The organism is Streptomyces botrytidirepellens (assembly GCF_003721215.1).
GTDB classification, from domain to species: domain Bacteria; phylum Actinomycetota; class Actinomycetes; order Streptomycetales; family Streptomycetaceae; genus Streptomyces; species Streptomyces himastatinicus.
Genome location: NZ_RIBZ01000865.1, coordinates 1 through 24,881 on the forward strand (window position 1 = coordinate 1; position 24,881 = coordinate 24,881).

Here is a 24,881-nt window from a genome sequence, read left to right on the forward strand (position 1 = left end):
CGCCCGCGGCCGCCGACGCGGGGCCCGTGGGGCCGCGGCCGGTCCGGCTGACCGTGGCCGCGGCGCTGGCCGCCGTCGAGGGGCTGGTGCTCGTGGGGTTCGGGGTCTACGTCCTGGTCATGGGCCTGGCCGGGGACCCGGAGAGCCCGCAGCAGGCGGAGACGCTCGGGATCACCGTGCTCGCCCTGGCCCTGCTGCCGCTGCTGGCGGCCCGCGGGCTGTGGCTGCGGCGCCGCTGGAGCCGCGGCCCGGCGATGATCACTCAGCTGATGGCGCTGCCGGTGGCCTGGACGCTGGTGCAGAACGGCGGCGGGCTGATCATCATCGGTGTGCTGACCGCCATCGCGGCCGTCACCGTCCTGGGCATGCTGATCAACCCGACCGCGACCGAGGCGCTGGGCATCGGCCCGCGCGACGCGTAGGAGCCTCAAGGCTTAAGGCCCGGGCGGGCAGGGCCCGTTCAGGGAGTGCCCGGGGCTCGCCCCGGGCACCGCTCGCTACTCCTCGACCAGCAGCCTGTCCCGCAGCTGGGCGAGGGTGCGCGCCAGCAGCCGTGAGACGTGCATCTGGGAGATGCCGACCTCCTGCGCGATCTGCGACTGCGTCATGTTCCCGAAGAACCGCAGCAGCAGGATCTTCTTCTCGCGCGGCGGCAGATCCTCCAGCAGCGGCTTGAGGGATTCGCGGTACTCGACGCCCTCCAGCGCCTCGTCCTCCGCGCCGAGGGTGTCCGCCACCGCCGGGGACTCGTCGTCCGTGTCCGGTACGTCCAGCGACAGCGTGCTGTACGCGTTGGCGGACTCCAGGCCCTCCAGCACCTCTTCCTCGGAGATGGCCAGATGCTCGGCCAGCTCGTGGACGGTCGGGGCGCGCCCGTGCCGCTGGGACAGCTCGGCGGTGGCCGTGGTCAGCGAGAGCCGCAGCTCCTGGAGCCTGCGCGGCACCCGCACCGCCCAGCCCTTGTCGCGGAAGTGCCGCTTGATCTCGCCGACGACCGTGGGGGTCGCGTACGTCGAGAACTCCACACCGCGGTCCGGGTCGAACCGGTCCACGGACTTGATCAGTCCGATGGTGGCCACCTGGGTCAGGTCGTCCAGCGGCTCGCCGCGGTTGCGGAAGCGCCGGGCCAGGTGCTCGACCAGGGGCAGGTGCATGCGCACGAGGTTGTTGCGCAGCTCGGCCCGCTCCGTGGAGCCCTCGGGGAGCCCCCGCAGCTCGACGAACATCGCCCGCGCGCCGCTCCGGTCGTGCGGATCGTGCGGCTGCGGATCGTGCTGCTGGTGCACCTGCTCCTGCTCGTGCTGATCCATGTGGTCCGCCCGCTCTGGTCGGTCTCCTGCCGCCTCCGAGTCCGCGGGATGCGGTCGGGCCGGCGGGTGCGGGATGGCCGGGGTACGTACTCCCCGCGATGATGCAGTGCTCACGGAGCCCCCTTTGTCCGTCACGGCTGTCCGGGGCCGGCGCCGCGCTCCTTGTACAGGCTGATGCTGACCGTGCGGTCCTCGGCGACGGTCGAATCCACCTTGCCCGCCAGTGCGGAGAGCACCGTCCAGGCGAAGGTGTCGCGCTCAGGGGCGCGGCCATCGGTGGTCGGAGCCGCCACGGTCACCTGTAGTGCGTCGTCGATCAGTCGGAAGACGCAGCTCAGCACACTGCCGGGGACGGCTTGCTGGAGCAGGATCGCGCAGGCCTCGTCGACCGCGATGCGCAGATCCTCGATTTCGTCGAGGGTGAAGTCCAAGCGGGCTGCCAGGCCGGCGGTCGCCGTACGCAGCACCGACAGATAGGCCCCCGCAGCGGGCAGCCGGACTTCCACGAAGTCCTGGGTCCCGGGCTCGCCTGCGATCTGGGACACCCTCACCTCCAAGGTGACACAAGCTGTTTGAGCTGAGCTGATTGGAGCGTCGGCCATATGCCCTTATGGTGGAGGGATAACGGACCGGCGCGATGTGCGGTTCGGCTGCGACGCTATCGCGATCTGCCACTCGGTGTCGCCCGGACGAAGCACGGCCCCCGTCACGGGTGAACCCCCGAGATGAACATTCCCGATATCACTCATAGTAAGCATATGAGCACGCAGCGTGGCTAGGGGTTTGCGGTCTCAATTCGAAAGAGATGTCGCCTCACTCAACGAACCGCTGGTCGAAGCTATGCCCGGAGCCTGCGCGGCCAGTGCCCGCAGCGGTTCTCCCGACAGCCTTCGCACGGTCCATTCGTCCATCGGCTCCGCGCCCAGGGACGCGTAGAAGCCGATCGCCGGTTCGTTCCAGTCCAGCACCGACCATTCGAAGCGGGCGTATCCCCGCTCCACGCAGATCCGTGCCAGCTCGGCCAGCAGCGCCTTGCCGTGGCCGCCGCCGCGGGCCCGCGGCGTGACGTACAGATCCTCCAGGTAGACCCCGTGGGTGCCCGTCCAGGTGGAGAAGTTACGGAACCACAGGGCGAACCCGACCGGCTCGGCCGCCCCGTCGCCGACTTCCTCGGCGATCAGCGCGAACACCGCCGGATGCTCGCCGAAGAGCGCCGTGCGCAACTGCTCCTCGGTGGCCTTGGCCTCCTGCGGTGCCCGCTCGTACTCGGCCAGCTCGCGGATCATCGCGAGGATGGCCGGGACGTCGGACGGCTTCGCTGATCGGATCATGTGGTGAAGGCTAGCTCGCCACACCGACAACGTGGCAGCGGATTCCCTGCCGTGCGGCACCGCACACGGCACCACACACGGCACCGCACCCGCTAGACGATCAGCAGGTCCACGTAGCACCAGCGCCAGTCCTCGCCCGGTTCGAAGCTGCGCATCACCGGATGCCCGGTCTGCTCGAAGTGCCGGGTGGAGTGTCGATACGTCGATGAATCGCAGCACCCGACATAGCCGCACGCCAGACACATCCGCAGCTGCACGGGATCGCAGCCGACCGCCAGGCAGTCCGGGCAGGTGGTGGTCCGCGGCTCCGGTTCGGGGCGCGGCAGGGCCGGAATGTGTGGGCACTCCCTCATGATTGCCAGACTAAGCCGCCGGCGAGCCGGCGAGCTGGCGAAGCCGATGAATCGGGACGGACCGGGGCATGGACGTAACTCCACTGTTGATGCTGGTCGCGGGCAGCGCGGCGGTCGCGGGCGCGGCCCGGCGCACCCCCGTGCCCGCGCCGCTGCTGCTGGTCACGGTCGGGCTGGTGGTCTCGTATCTGCCGGGGGTGCCGGACTACACCCTGGTCCCGGAGGTCGTGCTCCCCCTGGTGCTGCCGCCGCTGCTGCACACCGCCGCGCTCGACAGCTCCTATCTGGACCTGCGCGCCAATATGCGGCCGGTGGCGCTGCTGTCGTTCGGCTATGTGCTGTTCGCCACCCTCGCCGTCGGCTGGATCACCCATCTGCTGGTGCCCGGACTGCCGCTGACCGCCGCCCTGGTGCTGGGCGCGGTGATCGCCCCGCCGGACGCGGTGGCGGCCACCGCCATCGCCCGCCGGGTCGGGCTGCCCTCCCGGCTGACGACCGTCCTGCGCGGCGAGTCCCTGGTCAACGACGCGACCGCGATCACCGCCTACCGGGTGGCGCTCGCCGCCGCGGTGGGGGAGGGCGCCACCTGGACCCATGCCGCCTGGGAGTTCGTGCTCGCGGCGGTGGGCGGCGTCGGCGTCGGCCTGGTCCTGATGGTGCCGCTGCACTGGCTGCGCACCCGGCTGCGCGACCCGTTGCTCCAGAACACCCTCTCGCTGCTGATCCCCTTCACCGCCTACGCGGCCGCCGAACAGGTCGAGGCGTCGGGCGTGCTGGCGGTCGTGGTGGTCGCGCTCTATCTCGGGCACCGCTCCTGGCAGGTCGACTTCGCGACCCGGCTCCAGGAGGCGGCCGTCTGGAAGATGGCCGCCTTCATCCTGGAATCGGCCGTGTTCGCGCTGATCGGGCTGCAACTGCGGTTCGTGGTGGGCGGCCTCGGGGAGTACGGGGCGGGCGAGGCGGCCTGGTACGCGGCCGCCGTGTTCCTGGCCGTGGTGGCCGTACGGTTCGTCTGGGTCTTCCCCGCGACCTTCGTGCCGCGCGCGCTCTTCCCCGGGATCCGGGAGCGCGAGCCCGGCACCGACTGGCGGGCGGCGGTCATCGTCGGCTGGGCCGGGATGCGCGGGGTGGTGTCCCTGGCCATCGCCTTCTCGATCCCGGAGACCGTGCACGGCGGAGGCGCCTTCCCGGGCCGCACCCTGATCCTCTTCCTGGCCTTCACCACCGTCATCGGGACGCTGGTCGCCCAGGGGCTCACCCTGCCCGCCCTGATCCGGGCGCTGGGCATGCCGGGGCGTGACTTCCAGGCCGAGACGCTCGCCGAGGCACAGGCGCAGGCGCAGGCGTCGCGGGCCGCCGAGCAGCGGCTGGAGGAACTCCTCGCCGACGAGCGCAACGCGCTGCCGCCGCCGCTGGCCAACCGGCTGCGCCTGGTGCTGGAGCGGCGCCGCAACGCGGTGTGGGAACGGCTCGGCACGGTCAACGAGGTGACGGGGGAGTCGGCGGACGACACCTACCGCAGGCTGGCACGCGAGGTGATCGGCAGTGAGCGCGCGGTGTTCGTGAAGCTGCGGGACGCGCGCCGGATCGACGACGAGATGCTCCGTACGCTGCTGCGCCGACTGGACCTGGAGGAGGCGGCGGCCTACCGCGAGGAGACCGCGGAAGGCGGACCCTGAACCGTCTCCGGCCGGGGCCCGCCCACCGCGGATGGTTGTTACTTCAGCCGCTCACGGATGCGCGCGCGCATCGAGTTCATCGAGAAGCCCCGGGGGTCGATCTTGCCCGGCTGCCATTCGAGGTGGCCGATCACCGACCGCTCGGTCCAGCCGTGCCGGCGGCAGACCGCCGCCGCTGCCCGGGCGATCGCGTCCAGTTGGGCCTCGGGCCACGGGTCCTGCCCGTCGCCGAGGTTCTCGCATTCGAAGCCGTAGAACGCGCGATTGCCGTCCGTGTTGGCCTCGTTGTCGGGCGGGAGTGTCTTTTCGGCGATCACGGCGCGCAGGACCTCGTCGTCGCCGAGCCCCGCGTGGTTGGCGCGGCCGTAGCCGACGAGGTGCACCCCGCCGTCCTTGGCGATCACGCCGTGGCACAGCGGGCCGGGCAGCGCCTCGAAGCCGTCGCGACAGATCTCGACGGTGAGGTCGGTGCCGGAGGTGACGGTGTGGTGGATCATCACACCGTGCACTCCGCCCCACGGTCCCTTGTGGTTCCGGTTGTGGTTCCGCCAGTCGCCGACCTGCACCACACGCAGGCCCTCGTTCTTCAACGCCGCCAGGAAGTCCCCCGCGGACATGGGTGAGGCCATGACCGCCTCCGTTCTGATCGTCCGGCGGGCGCCCGTCGCGGCCCGCCTGTATCACCGTATGCATACCCAAAAACACGGTGGGTCATTGACTCCTGGTTGAGGGGCGGTTGAGAGCGGCCGTTATGGTGCGTCTGATCCGCTCGACGACGCGCAGGAGAACCACCGCACCATGCACTACCAGGACGTACTCGACGAGGTCGCGGCCCATGTGGCGCCCCACATCGGCCGGGGGCAGGTGGCCCAGTACATCCCCGCGCTGGCGGCGGTCGACCCGGATCAGTTCGGCATCGCCCTCGCGGACGTCGACGGCAACGTGACCGGGGTCGGCGACTGGGAGCGCCCCTTCTCCGTGCAGTCGATCTCCAAGGCGTTCGGCCTCGCGCTGGTCCTCGCGCAGGACTGGGAGAAGCTGTGGCGGCGGGTCGGCCGGGAGCCCTCGGGCAACCCGTTCAACTCCCTGGTGCAGCTGGAGCGCGAGAACGGCATCCCGCGCAATCCGTTCATCAACGCCGGCGCGCTGGTCGTCACCGACCGGCTGCACAGCCTCACCGGCGACGCCAGCACCACCATGCTGGACTTCCTGCGCGCCGAGAGCGGCAACCCCGAGCTGGGCTTCGACCCGGTCGTCGCCGAGTCCGAGTCCGGCCACGGCGACCGCAACGCCGCCCTCGCGCACTTCATGGCGAGCTACGGCAACCTCGACAACCCCGTGCCGACGGTCCTGGAGCACTACTTCTGGCAGTGCTCGATCGAGATGAGCTGCCGCGACCTGGCCCTCGCGGGCGGCTTCCTGGCCCGCCACGGACTGCGCGCGGACGGCTCCCGGCTGCTGTCGCGGCGCGAGGCGAAGCGGGTCAACGCGGTCATGCTCACCTGCGGGACGTACGACGCGGCGGGCGACTTCGCGTACCGCGTCGGGCTGCCCGGCAAGAGCGGGGTGGGCGGCGGGATCATCGCCGTGATCCCGGGGCGGTGCACGCTGTGCGTGTGGAGCCCCGGTCTGGACGCCCGCGGCAACTCGGTGGCCGGGGTGGCGGCGCTGGACCACTTCACCACGGTGACCGAGTGGTCGGTGTTCTGAAGCGTCCAGGGTGGCGCCGCGCCGGTGGTGGCGGGAGCATGGTGGTGTAGCAGGAGGTGTGGCGCGATGCAGCACGAGATGCGCGCGGAGTACGAGGAGGGCAGCTCCGGGCGGGTGGCGGGCGCGCCGGTCAAGATCTGGCACATGGTCCGGGGCAACGGCACGACCGCGATGTGCGGCCGTGAGCTGGCCCCGGACGCGGAGACGCAGGACGCGGACCTGTGGGCCACGGACGACTCCGGGCCCTTCTGCCACTCCTGCGGCGCGATGTATCTGCGCGAGGTCCCTTGAGCGGCGGCGGGAGCGACTACCGGGAGCGGGTGTCGCGGCTGGGCGGCGGCGCGGTGGTGTGGTCCCGCACCGTCGGGGCCGGGCCGCAGCGGGTGCTGCCCGACGGCTGTACGGACCTGATCTGGATCGACGGCAGGCTGCTGGTCGCCGGGCCCGATACCCACGCCCATCTGACCGGCGGGCCCGCGGGGACGCGTGCCGTGGGGCTGCGCTTCGCCCCGGGCGCGGGGCCCGCGGTGCTGGGCGTGCCGGCCTGCGAACTGCGTGATCAACGGGTGCCGTTGGCCGCGCTGTGGCCGGAGGCCGAGGTGCGCGGGCTGGCGGAGCGGGCCGCGGGCGAGCAGGTCGGGCAGGTGGGGCGGGTGCTGGAGGCCGCAGCGCTGGACCGGCTGCGGGGCGCGGCGCCCGCCGATCCGGTGGTGGGCGAGGTCGTCGCGGGGCTCTCGGGCGGGCGGAGCGTGGCGGAGGTGGCCCGGACGGTGGGCCTGGGCGCCCGGCAGCTGCACCGGCGGTCGCTGACGGCCTTCGGGTACGGGCCGAAGACGCTGGGCCGGGTGCTGCGGCTGAACCGGGCGCTGGAGCTGGCGCGCGGCGGGGTGCCGTTCGCGGAGGTGGCGGCGGTGGCCGGGTACGCGGACCAGGCGCATCTGGCGCGGGAGGTGCGGGGGCTGGCGGGCGTACCGCTGGGCGGACTATTGGGGCCCGCCTAGCGTCCGCGAAACCTCGTCGGGGCCGTCAGCCGGGCAGTGGGGCGAACAGGGCGACGTTGTTGCCGTCCGGGTCCAGCAGGACCGCGTAGCGCTGGCCCCAGAAGGCGTCCCAGGGCGCCTTGGAGCCCCGTACGCCGCCGTCCGTGAGCTTGGCGTACGCGGCGTCCACCTCGGCCGGGCTGTCGCACAGGAAAGCCAGTTCCATCCGCCCGGGCCCGCTGGGCGGCGGGGTCTCGGCCCGGTCCCACATCAGGCGCAGACCGCCCGGGAGGGTGGCCTCGGCGTGCGGCTGGGTGTCGGCCTCGGCGGGGATGTCCAGGCCGAGCATGCGGTAGAAGGCGAGGGAGGCGGCCATGTCCGCGACGGCCAGCCCGATCGCGTCGAATCGTGGTGTCATGCGGGCAGCGTAGGCAGCCCGCGACCGGCCGGTCTTGAACGAATCGGACACCGGCAGGGAGGGGGACTACGGGCAGCGGATGACCTGGCCGCCGTACGACAGGTTGCCGCCGAAGCCGAACAGCAGCACCGGGCTTCCGGAGGGGATCTCGCCGCGTTCGACCAGCTTGGACAGGGCGAGCGGAACGCTGGCCGCCGAGGTGTTCCCGGAGTCCACGACATCGCGCGCGATCACCGCGTTGACCGCGCCGAGCTTGCGGGCGACCGGTTCGATGATCCGCAGGTTGGCCTGGTGGAGCACGACACCGGCCAGGTCGGCCGGTTCGATCCCGGCGCGGGCGCACACCTCGCGGGCTATGGGCGGCAGTTGGGTGGTGGCCCAGCGGTATACGGACTGGCCCTCCTGCGCGAAGCGCGGCGGGGTGCCCTCGATACGGACGGCGTTGCCCATCTCGGGCACCGAGCCCCACACCACCGGCCCGATGCCCGGCTCCTCGGCGGCCGTCACCACGGCCGCGCCCGCGCCGTCGCCCAGCAGGACGCAGGTGGAGCGGTCGGTCCAGTCCGCGGCCTCGGTGAACTTGTCCGCGCCGACGACCAGCGCGGCGGTGGCCGATCCGGCCCGTATCGCGTGGTCGGCGGTGGCCAGGGCGTGGGTGAACCCGGCGCACACCACGTTGATGTCCATGGCGGCGGGGCAGGTCAGGCCCAGCCGGGCGGCGACGCGGGCGGCCATGTTGGGGCTGCGGTCGATGGCGGTGGACGTGGCGACCAGCACCATGTCGACGTCGGTGGGGGCGAGGCCGCTGTGGGCGAGGGCCTTGGCGGCGGCCGCCGCGGCCATCTCGTCCACCGTCTCGTCGGAGCGCGCCACATGGCGGGTGCGGATCCCGACCCGGCTGCGGATCCAGTCGTCGCTGGTGTCGACCATGGCGGCGAGGTCGTCGTTGGTGAGCACCTTCGCGGGCTGGTAGTGGCCGAGCGCCAGTACGCGTGATCCGGTCATCCGTCCAGTCTTGGGGGCCGCGGGCCCGTCCGGTGCGCGGGCAGGTGACAACGTATGGCCCCGAGATCTGGAGCTTTCGGCCTTCCCAGCCGTCGGTGGCGGCCTTCCGGTGTATGGCCGCCACCGCGCTCATGGCCGTGCGGTCAGGAGAGCTGGCCGTCGTAGTCCGGGAGCTTGAAGGTCTTCTCGGCGTGGCCGCCGACCAGGTCGGTGGGGCTGTTGCCGATGTTGGCGATGATCGTGTAGCCCTTCTTCTCGATCTCCGCGCGCTTGGCCGTCTTGTACGCGGCGACCTCCTCGAAGAGGTCGGGGAGGCTGCGTACGTACAGCCCGGCCACCGGGTAGCCCACGGTCTCCAGGTTGTACTGGGTGGGCAGGGTGAGGATGTCCGGGCGCGCGGTGACGAAGAAGAGGTCGACGCCGCGGGTGTGCGCGTACTTCATGAGCTGGAGGACCGGCGCCACGGCGGGGGCCGGGAAGGCGAACCTGAAGTCCGACTCCAGCGAGGTGTTGTCGATGTCGAGGACGATGGCCTGCTTCTCGTCCCCGGCGTTCTGGGTGCGCTGCTCGACGTAGGGCCGGGCCTGGTCGATGACGGCCTTCACATCGCGCTTCCAGGTCTCGTAGTCGACCTTCGCGGCGGCGGTGGTTCCGCTGGTGGCGGTTCCGGTGGCGGTGCCCGTTGCGCTCGGCGTGGCGGCCGACGTGGTCGCGGCGGTGGCCGTCGTGGCCGTACCGCCGAGGCCGATGGCGATGGCCGCGGCCACCGTCGTCACGCCGAGCCGTCGTGATCGCACGCGTGCTGGAGTCATGGGTTCCGTCCCTCGTCGTCGTGTCGAAGTGTGTGCCCGAGTGGCATGTTCACGTTCGACGGTGGACATGAGAAGGCCGCTGCGTTTACTGATGAGTAACGATTGGCGCGGAGAGCCCTTCTCGGGCCGGAAATAGGCCAACGACACGTGCCGGGCCGTTCATTGACTGGTCAGCCGATAGATGGGTATGTCATGTACTGAAGGGCCGGCCTGGACCCCCGGCGGTGCACGCACCCCGCCCGGACGTCGTGTCACCTCCAGAGCTCCGGTGTCGCGCGCCTCCACCCTGCCGAGGAGGCTTGCATGTTCGATGATCGGCCCGCCTTCGGCGTCCGTGTGCGTGTGCTGGGTGGTGTCACGGTCGCTGAGGTCGCGGGAGAGCTGGACATCTTCGCCGCGGGACGGATCTCCGCACGGCTCGATTCCCTGGCCCGTACGGGATGCCCGGATCTGGTGCTGGACCTGCGGCGCGTCACCTTCCTGGACTGCGCCGGGCTGTCGTTACTGTGCCGGCTGCGCAACCGTGTGCTGGAGCGGGAGGGCCGGTTGCGGCTGGTCATCGTCGATCCGCGGTTCCTGCGACTGCTGCGGATGGTCCGGCTGGAGGGCGCCTTCGAGGTGTTGGAGGATCTGACACCGGCGGTCGCGGGCTGATCAGGCGTCAATAGGAAGAAACGAATTTCACTCGAACGAGCGTTTTTCGCTCGGGGAATGGCGCGTCCCTCTCTCTGTAACCGGCGGTCACCCCCTTACGCTCGCCTGCACGTCACCCAGGGCCCGGCGGATCTGCACCCGATGCTCCACTCTGCCCGCTTCCGGGAGTCCGAGGACGGTGAAAGGGGGCAGTGTGCCGTTCCGAGGGGAATTCGTGATGTCGCAGCAAGGCGCTCCCCGTGGCGCACCGATGCCGCAGGGGGCGTCACGCGCGACGCCGGACGCCGCGCCGGGCTCCGACGCGGCCGCCGGTGACTTATGCCGCCTGCCGGACCACCCGGACCCTGCCCCGTACGCCCGTACGTCCCGCGTCGGCGGATGCACCGTCGTCGCCCTGCACGGTGAGATCGACATCGCCGGGCTGGCGGGCGTCGGCCCGGCACTGGACGCCGCCACGGGCGCCCGGGCACCCGAGGTCGTGGTCGACTTGACGCCGACGACGTTCTTCGACTGCTCCGGTCTGGGGCTGTTGTGCCGCGCCCAGCGCCGGGTGGCCGAGCGCGGCGGCCGGCTGCGGCTGGTGTGCGACGACCCCCTGATCCTGCGCACCCTGCGGGTGGGCGGGCTGCTCGAGGTGCTCGGCCCGGTGGCCACGCTGGAGGACGCGGTCGGCGAGGAGTGACACGTCGGACGGGTGGCGCATCGCAGGCGCGGTGCGTCAGACGCGCGGCGGCGCCACTCCGTGGCCCCGGTGCGGCCGCCCGCGGCCCCATCGACGGGGGCGGTGGCGGTGGCGGGCCGGGGGATCGCTGTGGCGATCGGGCGCGATCTTGTTGCCGGTCTGGGCGTTGACGCGGTGGATCAGCAGCACGCCCACGGCGATCATCGCCAGGATCACGGCCACACCGACGACGGTCTCCATGGTGTTCACTCCCTGGGGCCGGGCCCCGGCCTGGAGGAATTCCGGCCGAAATGCGCGAAACCTTGGTGAATACACCGTACCTCCGCCCGGAAGCGAGAGCGCCCCGCGCGCAGCGCTTCCGTGAAACACCCGCCGCCCGCACCGGCGTCGGGGGACCGGGTGCGGGCGGCGTGCCCTGATCAGTGGCTCAGGGGCTCACAGTGGCCTGGAGGCGTTCAGTGGGCCTTGGCGAGGTCCTTCTTCTGGAGGGCTGCCAGGCCGTTGGCCCACAGCTGGTTCACGCGGTTGATCTCGGCCTGGTTCGGCTGCGAGTTCTTGCAGGACGTCCCCGGGCCGCCACCGGACATCAGCTCGCTGCACGGGCCCGAGTAGTGGTCCGGCAGGCCGAGCACATGGCCGGTCTCGTGCGCGGTGACCCGCGTGGAGTCGTACTGCTGGTTCTGCTTGTAGTCCAGGAAGATGTAGCCGCCGCCGTGGCCGTCGGTGCTCGCGTACGACCCTCTGGAGTCGTTGCCCTCGCGGTAGGTGAAGTCGGGGTTGCTGCCCTCCTTCAGCTTCACGTTGCTCACCGACGCGTTCCATATCTGGGTGCTGCGCGCTATCACCGACTTGAAGGTCGGCGCCGAACTGGCGCTGTAGGTGACGGTGACCGCGGCGGCCAGGCTGGGCGCCTTCGCCCGCTTGGCCAGCGCCGACTTCATCACGGCCTTGATGAAGGCGTCGGTGTCGGCCTTCTCCTCGGCACCGGGGACATACGCCGCGGTGGTGCCGGTCGTGGCGGACCGGGTGTGGTCGGGCGTGGCCGCCGACGCGGGCACGGCGGCGAGGCTCGCCGCCAGACCGAGGCCGAGGGTCGCGGACAGCGCCAACGTGGGAAGTGTCACGTGGGGGGCTCCTCATCGTCCTCGGGCTCCCGGCCGCCGTGTGGGGTGCGGCGGTGGGAGCCCTGGGATGCACTCTTGGTGCCGCAGAGTCTTGAGGAGTTCCGGCGTGGCGCGGAGATGCCAACCGGCGATAGTCCCATGGCATATCCCGCCACGGGTCGGGAATGCCGACTCGCCCCGCAGAAAGGGGAATTGGCGCGGTTTCAGTGTCTGGTGTGACGCGCGAGAGCGCCGTTATGCTCCCGCCGTGGAGCTCGAGGTGAGGCACCTTCGTGCGCTGTGCGCCATCGCCGACACCGGCAGCCTACGGAAGGCGGCGCGGCAGCTGGGCATGAGCCAGCCCTCTTTGACGACACAGCTCCGGCGCATCGAGAACACCGTCGGCGGCCGGTTGTTCTCGCGGGAGGTCACCGGCAGCCGTCCCACCCCACTCGGACGGTCCCTGCTGAACCGGGCCCGGCCCATCGTGGCCGACATGAACGCCCTCGTCAGCGAGGTCCGGTTGGAGGTGGGGCAGGCCGCGGGCGAGGCCCTGCGCATCGGCAGCACCGGCAGCAGGGCCGTGGTCGGATGGCTGCGCAGGCTCCGCGTCCGCTTCCCGGACACCGACACCACCATCCACATGGACGTGTCCGCGAACGCGCTGCTGGAGATGGTGGCCGCGCGGCAGCTCGACGCCGCCTTCGTCCACGAGGTCGAGGGCGCCCCGCTGCGGGTCCCCGAAGGGGTGCGGCGCCGGGTGCTGCTGGCCCGCGAGCCGCAGTTCGTGGCCCTCGCCGAGACGCACCCGGCCGCCGACGCACCGGTGGTGCGGCTCACGGACCTCGCCGACGACCAGTGGATGGTCGACCCCGCGGGGGACGGCGAAGGGCCCGGGCTGCGCCGCGTCCTCACCGCCGCCGGGCTGAACCCCCGGGTGGTGTACGGGGACTATCTGACCGCCGCCGACCTGGTCGCCTCCGGGGAGGTGGTCGCCCCGTGCCAGCCCACGGCCCGGTCGCGTCCGGGCATGGTGGTGCGGCCGCTGCACGGGGATCCGCTGACGGTCGGGCTGTACCTGGCGTCGCGCGCGCCGGACGCGGGTGCCCCGGACGCCGGTGGCGCGGCCGTCTCCGCCGACGTCGACGCGCTCTTCGCCGACCTGGAGACCGCGTACCTGGAGATCGCCTGGGCGAGCGACGCCTACCGCCAGTGGCTGCTGCGCAACGACAGCCCGCTGGTGCGGATCCGCGACGCCCGTACCCCGGTCCCGCTGTCCGGCATCGGCCTCGCGGGCCCGTCGGACGGCGCGTAGCGCCCGAGGTGTCGCTGCCTCAGTCGTCGATCGCCTGGTAGGCCAGCGTCCAGAAGTCGAGGTACACCGGCGAGAACTGCGGGAACTGCGCGCGCTGGGTCAGCAGCACCGCCACCAGCTGCTCCGCGGGGTCCGAGGCCCAGGACGTGCCGAGCCCACCGTCCCAGCCGAACCGCCCCGGCACCGCGGCGACCCCGTCCCGCCCGGTGACCACCGAAACCCCGAACCCCCAGCCCAGGTTGTCCCACGCCCCCGGGAGGAGGCCGGACACCGCCTTCTGGGCGGGCGTCAGCTGATCGGTCGTCATCAGCTCCACGGACGGCCGGGACAGGATGCGCCCGCCACCGTCGTACCGCCCCCGGTCCAGCATCATCCGGCCGAACGCCAGGAAGTCGTCCACCGTGGAGACCAGGCCCCCGCCGCCGTCCGGGAACGCGGGCGGCGCAGCCCACCGGCTGTCCTCGACCCCGTCGTACGGTTCGGGCTTCCCCGTTTCGGGGTCGGCGAGGTACGAGGTGGCCAGCCGGCCGAGCTTCTCCGGCGGTACGTGGAAACCGGTGTCCGCCATGCCCAGCGGTTCGAAGACGCGCTCGCGCAGAAAGTCCTCCAGCGGGCGGCCGGTGGCCCGTGCGATGAGCACGCCCAGCACCTGGGAGCCGGTGTGGTACAGCCACTTCTCGCCCGGCTGGTGCATCAGCGGCAGGGTGCCCAGGCGCCGCATCCACTCATCGGGGTCCGGCGCCGCGGTGGGGTCCGGCATCCCCGCCCCGACCCCCAGCTCCTGGACGGCGCGCGCCATGGGAGCGTCCTGCGGGCCCATCAGCATGCCGAAACCCAGCCGGAACGTCAGCAGATCGCGCACGGTGATCGGGCGCACCGCCGGAACGGTGTCCTCCAGCGGTCCGTCGATCCGGCGGAGCACCCGCCGGTCGGCCAGCTCGGGCAGCAGCCGGTCCACCGGGTCGTCCAGCCGCAGCACGCACTCCTCGACCAGGATCATCGCCGCGACCGCGATGACCGGCTTGGTCATCGAGGCGATCCGGAAGATCGTGTCCCGGCGCATCGGGTCCTCGCCGCCGAACGCCTTCGTACCGATCACATCGACATGCGTCTCACCGCGCCTGCTGAGCGCCGTGATCAGCCCGGGCGCCTCGCCCCGGTCGACATGGCGGGCCATCACGTCGTGCATCCGGCCCAGCCGCGCGGTCGAGAATCCTCCGTCACCCATGTGCGTGTCCCCGTTCGTCCGGTGAGAGCTGCCCGTGAAGATTCCCATACGGGCCCCGATGAGTTCCGGCCCGCCGCGCGGTCCCCCTTACTCGAGCCCTACCCGAGCCCCACCCGAGCCCGCGACAGCGAGGAGCGACCCCGATGACCACGAGCCATGAGCCGCGCACCGAGCTGGACACCCGCTTCAGCAGCCCCGACGCCACAGCCACCAGCTGGCCCGAGGGCCGCGCGGGACTGGCGGAGGCGCAGATGTACTGGCTGTCGACCGTGCGCCCCGACGGCCGCCCGCACGTCACCCCGCTGATCGCGGTCTGGCTCGACGGCGCCCTGTACTTCTGCACCGGGCCCGACGAGCAGAAGGCCAGAAACCTCGCGCGCAACCCCCACTGCGTGCTCGCCACGGGCCGAGGCGCCTTCCACGAGGGGCTGGACCTGGTGGTCGAGGGCGACGCGGCCGCGGTACGCGACGAGGACCGGCTGCGGCGCGTCGCCGAGGCGTACGTGGCGAAGTACGGCGAGGAGTGGCGCTTCCGGGTGCGGGACGGCGCCTTCCACCACGAGGGCGGCGAGGCGCTGGTCTACGAGGTCGCCCCGGCCCGGGCGTTCGGGTTCCGCAAGGGGGAGTACAGCCAGACGCGGTGGCGCTTCTGACCCACGCGGCCGGCGGCTCCGGCGGGCGGCGGATCCGGCGTGCGGCGGATCAGCCCAGGTCGGGCGGTGCGCCGGGCAGCGGCTGCTCCGCCCAGATGGTCTTCCCGTCCGCGGTCTGCCGGCTGCCCCAGCGGCGGCTGAGCTGGGCGACCAGCAGCAGTCCGCGGCCGCCCTCGTCGAAGGTGCGGGCGCGGCGCAGATGCGGGGCGGTGTTGCTGGCGTCGGACACCTCGCAGATCAGCGAGTGGTCGTGGATCAGGCGCAGCTGGATGGGCGGCAGCGCGTGCCGGATGGCGTTGGTGACCAGCTCGCTGACGACCAGTTCGGTGGTGAACACGGCGTCGTCCAGACCCCAGTCGGTCAGCCGCTCGGTGACGTCCCGGCGGGACCGGGCGACGCAGGCCGGGTCGGCGGGCACGTCCCAGGTGGCCACGTGCGCCGCGTCCAGGGCGTGGGTGCGGGCGAGGAGCAGGGCGACGTCGTCCAGCACGCCGTGCTCGGGCAGCAGCGCGCGCAGGACGGCGTCGCAGGTGCCCTCCAGGGAGGCGGCGGGGCGGGTCAGCGCGTCGGCCAGCAGCACGCGCCCCTCGTCCACGTCCCGGTCCCAGCCGCCCAGCAGGCCGTTGGTGTAGAGGGCGAGCACGGTGTCCTCGGGCAGTTCGAGGTCCATCACCTCGAACGGCAGCCCGCCGACCCCCAGCGGCGGACCCACCGGCAGGGTTGCGAACTCCACCGGGCCGCCGGGGGTGACCACGGCCGGTGCGGGATGTCCGGCCGCGGCCATGGCGCAGTGGTGCGTCACCGGGTCGTAGATCGCGTACAGGCAGGTGGCGCCGACGTCCCCGGCGGTCTCCTCGTCCCCGGCCTCCGCCGACAGATGGATCACGAGGTCGTCGAGATGGGTGAGGAGTTCGTCCGGCGGCAGGTCCACATCGGCGAGGGTCCGCACCGCGGTGCGCAGCCGCCCCATGGTGGCCGACGCCTGGATGCCGTGGCCGACCACATCGCCCACCACCAGGGCGACCCGCGCTCCGGACAGCGGAATCACATCGAACCAGTCCCCGCCCGCCGCCGTGTACGGCCCGGCGGGCAGATAGCGGGACGCCACCTCCACCGCCGACGGCCGGAGCACCGCCTGCGGCAGCAGGCTCCGCTGGAGGGACAGCGCGGTGTCGCGCTCCCGGGTGAAGCGGCGGGCGTTGTCCACGCAGACCGCGGCCCGCGTGGTGATCTCCTCGGCCAGCAGCACATCGTCCTGGGTGAACGGCCCGAGGCGGCGGTGGCGGATGAACACCGCCACCCCGAGGGTCGTGCCCCTGGCCCGGATCGGCACCGACATGTACGAGTGGATGCCGAACTCGCGCAACTTGGCGCCGCGGGCCGGTTTGAGGGCGGTCCACGCCGTGATGACGGGATCGTCGGCGGCGTAGATGATGGGCCGCCCCGCCACCAGGCACTCGGCCATCGGGGACACCTCCGGATACGTGTCCACCTTCCCCAGCTCGATCGCCGCCTCCGGAGCCCCCTCGTAGACCGACTGGTGGGCGGCGCGGCGCAGCACGATCGGGCCGGTGAGCGGGCCGGGCGGCAGCTCCTCGTCCTGGTCGAGCCGGTCCAGCAGGTCGACGGTCACGAAGTCGGCCAGCCGTGGCACGCACACCTCGGCCAGCTCCTGTGCGGTGCGGGTGATGTCGAGGGTGCTGCCGATCCGTACGCTGGCCTCGCTCAGCAGGAGCAGCCGCTGCCGGGCCCGGTACTGCTCGGTGATGTCGTGCGCCGCCAGGCAGACGCCGTGCACCTGGCCGTCCTTGGTCTTCAGCGGCGCGAAATGGGCCGACCAGGCGTGATCCCGCTCCTCGCCGCCGGTGCGCGGATAGGTCTCCATGTGGCGCCGTTCGCCGGTGCGCAGCACATGCCGCATCAGCGCTTCGAGCCCCTCGCTGCGCAGCTTCCCGGCGATGTCCGCGAGCCGCAGCCCCTGGAGGTCCCCCTCGGGGAGGCCGATGACGCGCGCCATCTCGGCGTTGACCTTGCGCAGCCGCAGCTCGGTGTCGTAGATCGCCATGGGGCAGGGCGACTGGGCGTACGCCCAGGTCAGGAGCGTCGCCTCGGAGGGTGCCGCGGTGTCGTCGGAGGGCAGCGGGGCGACCAGCAGCCAGCCGTCCCCGGTGCGGTGGGCCAGCAGCGCCACCTTCACCCGGTGCCCGTCGCGGTGGCGCACCGCCAGCGTGCCGCGCCAGCGCATCCGCACCGCCCTGGCCCGTTCCACCACGCCGTCGACCGGCTCGGCGAGCAGCGCCGCGGCGGACCGCCCCACCACCTCCGACGGCGGGTAGCCGAGCAGCCGCCGGGCGCCGTCGTTCCAGCCGGTCACCGTGGCATCACCGCTGACGGTGACCCGCGCCGCGCCCGCTTCGTCCACGTATCCCAGCGTCGTCCACATTCGGCGGGGCATCAACCGATGCGTCACGGTGCGGCAGAAGGGCGCAAAAGAAGACCGCACCCGGCCGCGGTGGCGGGCCGGGTGCGGGCAGGGGGCGTGTCGGCCCCGGGGCCGGGTCAGGCCTTCTTGGTCTCCCAGAAGATCTTGTCGATCTGGGCGATGTAGTCCAGGGCCTTCTGGCCCGTGGCCGGGTCGGTCGAGCCCTTGGCGGCGCTGAGCGCCTTCAGGGTCTCGTTGACCAGCTGGTGCAGCTCCGGGTACTTCTCGAAGTGCGGGGGCTTGAAGTAGTCGCTCCACAGCACCGAGACGTGGTGCTTCGCCAGCTCCGCGCGCTCCTCCTTGATGGTGGTGGCGCGGGCACGGAAGTGCGGGTCCTCGTTGGCCTGGAACTTCTCCTGGATGGCCTTGACGGACTCGGCCTCGATGCGGGCCTGGGCCGGGTCGTACACGCCGCACGGCAGGTCGCAGTGCGCGCTGACCTGAACCTTGGGGGCGAACAGGCGGGAGAGCATAGAGCTGTCCTTCCATTCGTGATCGTCTTCTCAGGTGCGAGATTACTCCGTGTGGGAAGGCTTTTCTCGGGCGGGCCGGGGGGCTTAGGTCAAAAGTCCGGTGACGGTCCGGGAGCCTTGAGGGTGTGACCTGGGATGGTGTGGGCGGATGGCGGTGTACGGATCGGAGGTGCCGTGATGCAGGAGCAGCTGCACGATCGCGGGCAGGAGAAGGGCCGCGAGCAGCACGGACTGCTGCGGATGGGGCTGGCCGAGGTGTACAACCCGTCGATGCAGCCGTCGCTGTACCCGGGTGACCAGTTGGTGGTGCGGTACGGGGTGCCCGTGCGGCCGGGGGACGTGGTGGTGCTCCGGCATCCCTTCCGGCAGGACCTGCTCATCGTGAAGCGCGCGGTGGAGCGCCGCGACGGCGGCTGGTGGGTGATGGGGGACAACCCGGACGTGGAGAACGACAGCCGGGAGTTCGGCGTCGTACCGGACGAGCTGGTGGTGGCCCGGGCGTGGGTGCGGGTGCGGCCGCTGCCGGGGCCGGGGGCCCGGGGTCAGCGGTCGATGGCGGGGCTGCTGTCGTGGGCGGTGTCGGCGGTGCGGCCGGTGCGGTCGCGGTCGCGGGCCAGGGGTGTGGCGCGGGCGGCGGGCGTGGAGCCGACGGCGGGTGCGGCGTCGGCCGAGCGGCCCGCGTCGAGGCGTTTACGGGCGCGGTAGGCGGCGACGTTGGCGCGGGTGGCGCAGCGGTCCGAGCAGTAGCGCCGGGATCGATTTGTCGATGTGTCGAGGTAGGCGTTACGACAGGGCGGGGCCTCGCAGATGCCGAGCCGGTCCGCGCCCAGTTCGGTGAGGTGGAACGCGAGGCCCATGGAGGCGGTCGCGGCGAAACCGGCGCTGGCGTTGGCGGCGTAGTCGGCGATGTGCATGTGCCAGTTGGGGCGGCCGTCCTCGTCCCGCAGCTCGTGCCCGGAGATCTGCGGGCTCACCGGGAACTCGATGAGCAGCGCGTTGAGCAGGTCCACCGCCAGGACCTCGTCCCCGTCCGCCGCCGCCTCGAAGACCGCGCGCAGCCGGGCCCGGACCGACCGCAGCCGGGTGACGTCGGCGTCCGTCGCGCGCCGGGTCGCCTGCTGGCTCTCGCCGAAGAGGGTGCGTACGGCGTCGACCGAGGTGAGCGCGTCGGTGCCGCGGGCGGGCTCCTCGCTGTTGACCAGACGCACGGCGAGATCTGAGTAATAAGCCAGTTCCACTTGTGGTCCTTACGGGGGCGGTCTAGGGTCGGTTCGGTCAGGTCGGGTAATGGGCGCTCTAGGCGCCAGGGTATTACGGACTACGACGGCTTGGAGGAGCGCGATGACCGACACCCTCGCCGCGGCGGACTGGCAGGCGTGGCAACGGAGCTGGGACCGGCAGCAGGAGTGGTACCTCCCCGATCGTGAGGAGCGGTTCCGGGCGATGCTCGACGCGGTCGAGGCGCTGGTCGGACCGGAGCCGAGAATCCTCGACCTCGCGTGCGGCACGGGCAGTATCTCGGATCGGGCGCTGCGCCGCTTCCCCGGCGCCACCAGCACCGGCGTCGATCTGGACCCCGCGCTGCTGGCCATCGCGCGCGGGTACTTCGCGGGGGACGGCCGCATCACCTTCGTCAGCGTGGACCTGCGCGACCCCGGGTGGACGGGGCGGCTGCCGCACCCCGCGTACGACGCGGTGCTCACCGCCACCGCCCTCCACTGGCTGCGCTCCGATGAACTCCGGACGCTGTACGGCCAGGTGGCGGGGGTGCTGCGGGACGGCGGGGTGTTCCTGAACGCCGACCACATGCCGGACCCGGACACGCCCCGGCTCAACGACGCCGACCGTACGTACCGCAAGGAGCGGCAGGCCCGGGCCAAGGCCGAGGGCGCCCAGGACTGGGTGGACTGGTGGGGCGCCGCCGCCGCTGACCCGGTGCTGGCGGAGCCCGTCGCGGAGCGGTTCACGATCTTCGGCAACCCGGCGGACGGCGACCACGCGGACGGCGAGGTGCAGTCCGCGAGCTGGCACGCGGACGCGCTGCGCGAGGCGGGCTTCGCCGAGGCGCGGCCCGTGTGGTGCTCGGTCTCGGACGCGATGGTGCTCGGGCTCAAGTGACGGCCGAGGGCGGTACGGAGCCTCACGCCCCGTACCGCCCTCGCGTCGTTCGCCTACAGCACCTACAGCACCTACAGCACCTACAGCACCTTCGACAGGAACGACTTCGTCCGCTCGTGCTGCGGGTTCGTCAGCACCTCGCGCGGCAGCCCGGACTCCACGACCACGCCGTCGTCCATGAAGACGACCGAGTCGCCGACCTCCCGGGCGAAGCCCATCTCATGGGTGACGACGATCATCGTCATGCCGTCCTCCGCGAGCCCGCGCATCACATCGAGGACGTCGCCGACCAGCTCCGGGTCGAGCGCCGAGGTCGGCTCGTCGAAGAGCATCAGCTTCGGCTCCATGGCCAGCGCCCGCGCGATCGCGACCCGCTGCTGCTGGCCGCCGGAGAGCTGCGAGGGGTAGTTGCCCGCCTTGTCGGCGAGGCCCACCCGGTCCAGCAGCTTCAGCGCGCGCTCCCGGGCGACCGCCTTGGTCTCCCGCTTGACCTGCACCGGCGCCTCGATCACGTTCTCCAGCGCGGTCATGTGCGGGAAGAGGTTGAAGCGCTGGAAGACCATGCCGATGTCGCGGCGCTTGGCGGCGACCTCGCGGTCCTTCAGCTCGTAGAGCCTGTCGCCCTTCTGCCGGTAGCCGACCAGGTCGCCGTCCACGTACAGCCGCCCGGAGTTGATCTTCTCCAGGTGGTTGATGCAGCGCAGGAAGGTGGACTTCCCGGAGCCGGACGGGCCGATCAGACAGAACACCTCGCGCGGGGCGACCTCGAGGTCGATCCCCTTGAGGACCTGTACGGCGCCGAAGGACTTGTGGACGCCCTCGGCCTTCACCATGGCGTTCATACGCTCACATCCCCTGGCGGTTGGAGCCGGACAGCAGGTTGACCCGGATGCGCTGCAACGGCGTCGCGGGCAGGTTCCGGGAGGTGCCGCGCGCGTAGTAGCGCTCCAGGTAGTACTGGCCCACGCTGAGCACCGAGGTGAGGATCAGGTACCAGGCGGCGGCGAGGAAGAGCATCTCGGCGGTGGCGCCGGAGTTCTGGCCGACCTCCGAGGTGGCCTGGAGCAGGTCCCAGTACTGGACCGCGATCACCAGCGAGGTGGTCTTGAGCATGTTGATGAACTCGTTGCCGGTCGGCGGCACGATCACCCGCATGGCCTGCGGCAGGACGACCCGGCGCAGCGTCTTGGCGTGGCTCATGCCCAGCGCCTGGGCGGCCTCGGTCTGGCCCTCGTCGACGGACTGGATGCCCGCCCGGCAGATCTCCGCCATGTACGCGGCCTCGTTCAGCCCGAGGCCCAGCAGGGCGGCCAGGAACGGGGTCATGAAGTCCGACCACTCGTCCTTGTAGATCGGCATGATGTTGATGTAGTGGAAGACCAGCCCCAGGTTGAACCACACCAGCAGCTGCACGTAGACCGGGGTGCCGCGGAAGAACCAGATGTAGCCCCAGGCGATGGAGGACGTCACCGGGTTCTTCGAGAGCCGCATCACGGCCAGGACGATGCCGAGGGCCACGCCGAGCACCATCGAGAGGATGGTGATCCAGATGGTGTTGCGGACGCCCTTGAGGACTTCGCCGTCGAAGAAGTAGTCCGGGATGGCGTCCCAGTTCACATCGCCCTTGGCGAAGGCGTAGACGAGCGTCACCAGGAGGGCGATGGCGACGACCGCGGAGATCCAGCGGCCGTAGTGCCGCACCGGGATGGCCTTGATGTTCTCCGGTGCGGGAGACGGGGTGCCGACGGGCCCCGTCTTGTCGATCTTCGTTGTCACGGGTGAGTGCCTTTCAGCGCGAGCGCGCGAGCTTCAGGGTCGGCCGGGGTCACTTGCCGCCGTTGATGATGGCCTTGGTGACCGCGCCGTCCTTGACGCCCCACTTCGCGACGAGCTTGTCGTATTCGCCGTTCGCGATGATGAGGGCGAGAGCCTGCTGGAGGGCGTCGCGCAGCTCGGTGTTGTCCTTGGAGACGGCGATGCCGTACGGCGCCGCGTCCACCTGGTCGCCGACCATCTGGAAGTCCTTGCCGCCACCGGAGGTCTTCACCGCGTACGCGGCCACGGGGAAGTCGCTGGACCCCGCCGCGGCACCCCCGCCGCGCAGCCGGGTCTGGGCCTCGGTGTCATTGCCGAACGCCTCGACCGCGATCTTCTTCTTGCCGCTCTTCTCGCACTTCTTCGACTCCGCCTTGGCCAGATCGTGCGAGACGGTGCCGCGCTGCACGACGATCTTCTTGCCGCAGAGGTCGTCCCAGGTCTTGATGCCCTGGTCGTCGCCCTTCCTGGTGTAGATCGAGACACCGGCGGTCAGATAGTCGACGAAGTCGACGCCCTCGCCGGCCTTCTTGCCGGTGTCGGGGTCGACGCCCTCCTGGCGGCCCTTGTTGTCGGTCATGGCCGACATGGCGATGTCGTAGCGCTGCGACCGCAGACCGGACAGCAGGGTGTCGAACGTGGCGTTGTTGAACTCGAACCTGACGCCGAGGACGTCGCCGAGCGCGTTCGCCAGGTCCGGGTCGAGCCCCATGACCTTGCCGTTCTTCTTGAACTCGACCGGCGGGTAGTTGATGTCGGAGCCGACCTTGATCACACCCGCGTCCTGGATCTTCTGCGGCAGCTTGCTGAACAGCGGACCCTTGTCGGCGGCGTTGCTGGAATTACCCTGCTTCGCCTTGTCGGTCTGGTCGCCACAGCCCGTCAGCAGCAGGGCGCCCACGACCGCGACGGCGCCGACAGCGGCCGTCCGGGACTTCGTGGTGACCCGACGACGCGTGAAGCTGGCGGTCATGCTGGTTCCTCCGGCAGGGTGAGAGGGTGTCCGAGGGTCGGGAACACGTGTGTGGGTGCCGCGATCTCGTGTGATTGGGGCATCTTGCCATCTGGACGGGCACGCCCGGGCTGCGATCCATGTCAAAATCGGATAACGGGCGATCCCCGTGGTGCACAGGAAACGGACACCGGGCTGGACAGCCCAGGTGCGGGGAGCGGTACGAAATTGTGATCATGCGGCGAATGACGCGTGACAGCAGCATGCATATTCGAGGCTGCTTCGACCGCTTCCGACGGTTATGAGAAGTTTCCGAACACCACCGCAACGGAACCCGCTCGTTCTGGGCGCATGCTTCCGGTAGAACAGACGGCTACCCCCCTCATCCGGGGCTCAGGACGCGAGTGCGACGCGTCCGGCGTCCGTATCTGATTCCGCGTGGCAGGTATCTGCTCCGCGGCACCGGACGCGGTGCCCGCCCGCCCCCAACCTGGGGCGGTTACCCTCGACAGAAAAACGACAAAGGGGTCTAAAAGTGGCAGCGGAGATGGTGAATCCTCGCAGCGACAACGCAAGCGACAGCGGCGAAGGAGCCGACGGAGTGACCGACGGAGAGCCCTTCGATCCCGCTTTCGCGCTGCACCGCGGCGGCAAGATGGCCGTCCAGGCGACCGTGCCCGTGCGCGACCGGGACGACCTGTCCCTCGCCTACACGCCAGGCGTCGCCAAGGTGTGCAGCGCAATCGCCGAACAGCCCGAACTCGTCCACGACTACACCTGGAAGTCCCAGGTCGTGGCCGTCGTGACGGACGGCAGCGCGGTGCTCGGGCTCGGCGACATCGGCCCGGAGGCATCCCTGCCGGTGATGGAGGGCAAGGCGATCCTCTTCAAGCAGTTCGGCGGCGTGGACGCGGTGCCCATCGCGCTCGACTGCCGGGACGTGGACGAGATCGTCGAGACCGTCGTCCGGCTCGCGCCCTCGTTCGGCGGCGTCAATCTGGAGGACATCTCCGCGCCCCGCTGCTTCGAGATCGAGCGCAAGCTCCAGGAGCGCGTCGACATCCCGATCTTCCACGACGACCAGCACGGCACGGCGGTCGTCACCCTGGCCGCGCTGCGCAACGCCGCCAAGCTGACGGACCGCGCCCTCGGCCAGCTGCGCGCCGTCATCTCCGGCGCGGGCGCCGCCGGTGTGGCCATCGCCCGGATCCTCACCGAGGCGGGCATCGGAGACGTCGCGGTCTGCGACCGCAAGGGCGTCGTCTCCCCGGACCGCGAGGACCTCACCGACGTCAAGCGCGAGCTGGCCGGCTTCACCAACAAGGCCGGGCTCACCGGTTCGCTGGAGGCCGCGATGGACGGCGCCGACGTCTTCATCGGCGTCAGCGGCGGCACGGTGCCGGAGGAAGCGGTGGCGAAGATGGCGCCCGGCGCCTTCATCTTCGCGATGGCCAACCCCAACCCGGAGATCCACCCCGAGGTCGCGCACCAGCACGCGGCCGTGGTCGCCACCGGGCGCAGCGACTTCCCGAACCAGATCAACAACGTGCTCGCCTTCCCCGGCATCTTCGCCGGTGCCCTCCAGGTCCGGGCCTCCCGGATCACCGAGGGCATGAAGCTCGCCGCCGCCGAGGCACTGGCCTCCGTCGTGGCCGACGAGCTGAGCGCGGACAAGGTCATCCCCTCGCCGTTCGACGAGCGGGTCGCCCCGGCCGTGACCGCGGCCGTGGCCGCCGCCGCCCGCGCGGAGGGCGTGGCGCGCCGCTGAGCCACACGGTCCGCCGACCGCTGACCGGCGCGCGGGGCCG

Annotated in this window: 28 protein-coding genes and 1 pseudogene; 12 read left to right on the forward strand and 17 right to left on the reverse strand. The window is 71.4% G+C overall.

Annotated elements, in window-relative coordinates; all coding sequences use genetic code 11:
* Positions 1-422 (forward strand): hypothetical protein (locus EEJ42_RS46465; RefSeq protein WP_342778419.1); only part of this gene is annotated, 422 nt, incomplete at its 5' end.
* A 75-nt stretch (positions 423-497) separates the two neighbouring features.
* Here EEJ42_RS46465 and EEJ42_RS46470 read toward each other — a convergent pair.
* The 4 genes from EEJ42_RS46470 to EEJ42_RS46485 all read right to left on the reverse strand — a co-directional run bounded on the left by EEJ42_RS46470 (position 498) and on the right by EEJ42_RS46485 (position 2,994).
* Positions 498-1,424 carry an RNA polymerase sigma factor SigF gene (locus EEJ42_RS46470; RefSeq protein ID WP_373689151.1) on the reverse strand — a complete coding sequence of 309 codons (927 nt, stop codon included), beginning with the start codon at positions 1,422-1,424 and terminating at the stop codon, positions 498-500.
* Between the two features lie 17 nt (positions 1,425-1,441).
* A complete protein-coding gene (locus EEJ42_RS46475) occupies positions 1,442-1,855 on the reverse strand; it encodes an ATP-binding protein (protein WP_009715155.1) in 414 nt (137 codons plus the stop codon).
* A gap of 246 nt (positions 1,856-2,101) precedes the next feature.
* A complete protein-coding gene (locus EEJ42_RS46480) occupies positions 2,102-2,641 on the reverse strand; it encodes a GNAT family N-acetyltransferase (protein ID WP_123108179.1) in 540 nt (179 codons plus the stop codon).
* Between the two features lie 92 nt (positions 2,642-2,733).
* Positions 2,734-2,994: a UBP-type zinc finger domain-containing protein gene (locus tag EEJ42_RS46485; RefSeq protein WP_123108180.1), complete on the reverse strand. Its 261-nt coding sequence runs from the start codon at positions 2,992-2,994 to the stop codon at positions 2,734-2,736.
* A 68-nt stretch (positions 2,995-3,062) separates the two neighbouring features.
* Here EEJ42_RS46485 and EEJ42_RS46490 point away from each other — a divergent pair, with 68 nt between their 5' ends.
* Entirely contained in the window at positions 3,063-4,673 is a 1,611-nt protein-coding gene (locus tag EEJ42_RS46490) for a Na+/H+ antiporter (protein WP_123108181.1), read from the forward strand.
* A 38-nt stretch (positions 4,674-4,711) separates the two neighbouring features.
* Here EEJ42_RS46490 and EEJ42_RS46495 read toward each other — a convergent pair whose 3' ends face one another.
* Positions 4,712-5,302 carry a peptidoglycan recognition protein family protein gene (locus EEJ42_RS46495; protein ID WP_123108182.1) on the reverse strand — a complete coding sequence of 197 codons (591 nt, stop codon included), beginning with the start codon at positions 5,300-5,302 and terminating at the stop codon, positions 4,712-4,714.
* 169 nt (positions 5,303-5,471) lie between these two features.
* On the opposite strand from EEJ42_RS46495, the gene EEJ42_RS46500 reads away from it, so the two are divergent.
* The 3 genes from EEJ42_RS46500 (at position 5,472) to EEJ42_RS46510 (ending at position 7,384) form a co-directional block, all read left to right on the forward strand.
* Complete coding sequence (locus EEJ42_RS46500; RefSeq protein WP_123108183.1) at positions 5,472-6,383, forward strand: glutaminase; 912 nt, start codon at positions 5,472-5,474, stop codon at positions 6,381-6,383.
* Between the two features lie 66 nt (positions 6,384-6,449).
* Complete coding sequence (locus tag EEJ42_RS46505) at positions 6,450-6,674, forward strand: hypothetical protein (RefSeq protein ID WP_123108184.1); 225 nt, start codon at positions 6,450-6,452, stop codon at positions 6,672-6,674.
* Positions 6,671-7,384: a helix-turn-helix domain-containing protein gene (locus EEJ42_RS46510; RefSeq protein ID WP_123108185.1), complete on the forward strand. Its 714-nt coding sequence runs from the start codon at positions 6,671-6,673 to the stop codon at positions 7,382-7,384. Before EEJ42_RS46505 ends, EEJ42_RS46510 begins: the two co-directional genes overlap by 4 nt.
* 25 nt (positions 7,385-7,409) lie before the next feature.
* Here EEJ42_RS46510 and EEJ42_RS46515 read toward each other — a convergent pair whose 3' ends face one another.
* From EEJ42_RS46515 to EEJ42_RS46525, 3 genes are all read right to left on the reverse strand, one after another.
* Complete coding sequence (locus EEJ42_RS46515; protein WP_078510598.1) at positions 7,410-7,781, reverse strand: VOC family protein; 372 nt, start codon at positions 7,779-7,781, stop codon at positions 7,410-7,412.
* A gap of 66 nt (positions 7,782-7,847) precedes the next feature.
* Entirely contained in the window at positions 7,848-8,786 is a 939-nt protein-coding gene (locus tag EEJ42_RS46520; RefSeq protein WP_123108187.1) for a beta-ketoacyl-ACP synthase III, read from the reverse strand.
* A 143-nt stretch (positions 8,787-8,929) separates the two neighbouring features.
* Positions 8,930-9,598 (reverse strand): HAD family acid phosphatase, encoded by a 669-nt coding sequence (locus EEJ42_RS46525; protein WP_184503598.1) that lies wholly within the window; start codon positions 9,596-9,598, stop codon positions 8,930-8,932.
* 303 nt (positions 9,599-9,901) lie between these two features.
* On the opposite strand from EEJ42_RS46525, the gene EEJ42_RS46530 reads away from it, so the two are divergent.
* The gene (locus EEJ42_RS46530; protein WP_123108189.1) at positions 9,902-10,252 is read left to right on the forward strand and encodes an STAS domain-containing protein; all 351 of its coding nucleotides are present in this window, start codon (positions 9,902-9,904) and stop codon (positions 10,250-10,252) included.
* Between the two features lie 217 nt (positions 10,253-10,469).
* Positions 10,470-10,934, forward strand: a complete 465-nt coding sequence (locus EEJ42_RS46535; protein WP_246097887.1) for an STAS domain-containing protein — start codon at positions 10,470-10,472, stop codon at positions 10,932-10,934.
* Between the two features lie 36 nt (positions 10,935-10,970).
* Here the strand turns inward: EEJ42_RS46535 and EEJ42_RS46540 are convergent, their stop codons facing one another.
* Positions 10,971-11,174, reverse strand: a complete 204-nt coding sequence (locus EEJ42_RS46540; protein WP_123108191.1) for a hypothetical protein — start codon at positions 11,172-11,174, stop codon at positions 10,971-10,973.
* A 215-nt stretch (positions 11,175-11,389) separates the two neighbouring features.
* Positions 11,390-12,058, reverse strand: a complete 669-nt coding sequence (gene snpA / locus EEJ42_RS46545; RefSeq protein WP_123108192.1) for a snapalysin — start codon at positions 12,056-12,058, stop codon at positions 11,390-11,392.
* A 247-nt stretch (positions 12,059-12,305) separates the two neighbouring features.
* On the opposite strand from snpA, the gene EEJ42_RS46550 reads away from it, so the two are divergent.
* Positions 12,306-13,352 (forward strand): LysR family transcriptional regulator, encoded by a 1,047-nt coding sequence (locus EEJ42_RS46550; protein ID WP_246097889.1) that lies wholly within the window; start codon positions 12,306-12,308, stop codon positions 13,350-13,352.
* A 19-nt stretch (positions 13,353-13,371) separates the two neighbouring features.
* On the opposite strand, the gene EEJ42_RS46555 is transcribed toward EEJ42_RS46550, so the two are convergent.
* Positions 13,372-14,580: a serine hydrolase domain-containing protein gene (locus tag EEJ42_RS46555; RefSeq protein ID WP_123108201.1), complete on the reverse strand. Its 1,209-nt coding sequence runs from the start codon at positions 14,578-14,580 to the stop codon at positions 13,372-13,374.
* Positions 14,581-14,723: 143 nt separating this feature from the next.
* Here EEJ42_RS46555 and EEJ42_RS46560 point away from each other — a divergent pair, with 143 nt between their 5' ends.
* Entirely contained in the window at positions 14,724-15,233 is a 510-nt protein-coding gene (locus EEJ42_RS46560) for a pyridoxamine 5'-phosphate oxidase family protein (RefSeq protein WP_123108193.1), read from the forward strand.
* A gap of 49 nt (positions 15,234-15,282) precedes the next feature.
* Here the strand turns inward: EEJ42_RS46560 and EEJ42_RS46565 are convergent, their stop codons facing one another.
* Together EEJ42_RS46565 and sodN are read right to left on the reverse strand one after the other, a co-directional pair.
* On the reverse strand, positions 15,283-17,688 hold the full coding sequence (locus EEJ42_RS46565; protein WP_246097891.1) for a SpoIIE family protein phosphatase: 2,406 nt from the start codon (positions 17,686-17,688) through the stop codon (positions 15,283-15,285).
* Between the two features lie 104 nt (positions 17,689-17,792).
* Positions 17,793-18,188, reverse strand: a complete 396-nt coding sequence (gene sodN / locus EEJ42_RS46570; protein ID WP_055547886.1) for a superoxide dismutase, Ni — start codon at positions 18,186-18,188, stop codon at positions 17,793-17,795.
* A 270-nt stretch (positions 18,189-18,458) separates the two neighbouring features.
* Here sodN and EEJ42_RS53595 point away from each other — a divergent pair.
* Positions 18,459-18,626: pseudogene (locus EEJ42_RS53595) on the forward strand (S24 family peptidase); the annotation flags it as partial.
* 104 nt (positions 18,627-18,730) lie between these two features.
* Here the strand turns inward: EEJ42_RS53595 and EEJ42_RS46580 are convergent.
* Complete coding sequence (locus tag EEJ42_RS46580; protein WP_246097894.1) at positions 18,731-19,426, reverse strand: CGNR zinc finger domain-containing protein; 696 nt, start codon at positions 19,424-19,426, stop codon at positions 18,731-18,733.
* Positions 19,427-19,529: 103 nt separating this feature from the next.
* Between EEJ42_RS46580 and EEJ42_RS46585 the strand changes: the two genes are divergently transcribed.
* Entirely contained in the window at positions 19,530-20,306 is a 777-nt protein-coding gene (locus EEJ42_RS46585; RefSeq protein WP_123108194.1) for a class I SAM-dependent methyltransferase, read from the forward strand.
* An 80-nt stretch (positions 20,307-20,386) separates the two neighbouring features.
* Here the strand turns inward: EEJ42_RS46585 and EEJ42_RS46590 are convergent, their stop codons facing one another.
* The 3 genes from EEJ42_RS46590 to EEJ42_RS46600 are packed head-to-tail and all read right to left on the reverse strand — an operon-like array spanning position 20,387 to position 23,094.
* A complete protein-coding gene (locus tag EEJ42_RS46590; RefSeq protein WP_123108195.1) occupies positions 20,387-21,148 on the reverse strand; it encodes an amino acid ABC transporter ATP-binding protein in 762 nt (253 codons plus the stop codon).
* Positions 21,149-21,152: 4 nt separating this feature from the next.
* The gene (locus tag EEJ42_RS46595; protein WP_123108196.1) at positions 21,153-22,082 is read right to left on the reverse strand and encodes an amino acid ABC transporter permease; all 930 of its coding nucleotides are present in this window, start codon (positions 22,080-22,082) and stop codon (positions 21,153-21,155) included.
* A gap of 49 nt (positions 22,083-22,131) precedes the next feature.
* Positions 22,132-23,094 (reverse strand): ABC transporter substrate-binding protein, encoded by a 963-nt coding sequence (locus tag EEJ42_RS46600; RefSeq protein WP_123108197.1) that lies wholly within the window; start codon positions 23,092-23,094, stop codon positions 22,132-22,134.
* A gap of 514 nt (positions 23,095-23,608) precedes the next feature.
* Here EEJ42_RS46600 and EEJ42_RS46605 point away from each other — a divergent pair.
* On the forward strand, positions 23,609-24,841 hold the full coding sequence (locus tag EEJ42_RS46605) for an NAD(P)-dependent malic enzyme (protein ID WP_123108198.1): 1,233 nt from the start codon (positions 23,609-23,611) through the stop codon (positions 24,839-24,841).
* The last annotated feature ends 40 nt before the right edge of the window (positions 24,842-24,881 follow it).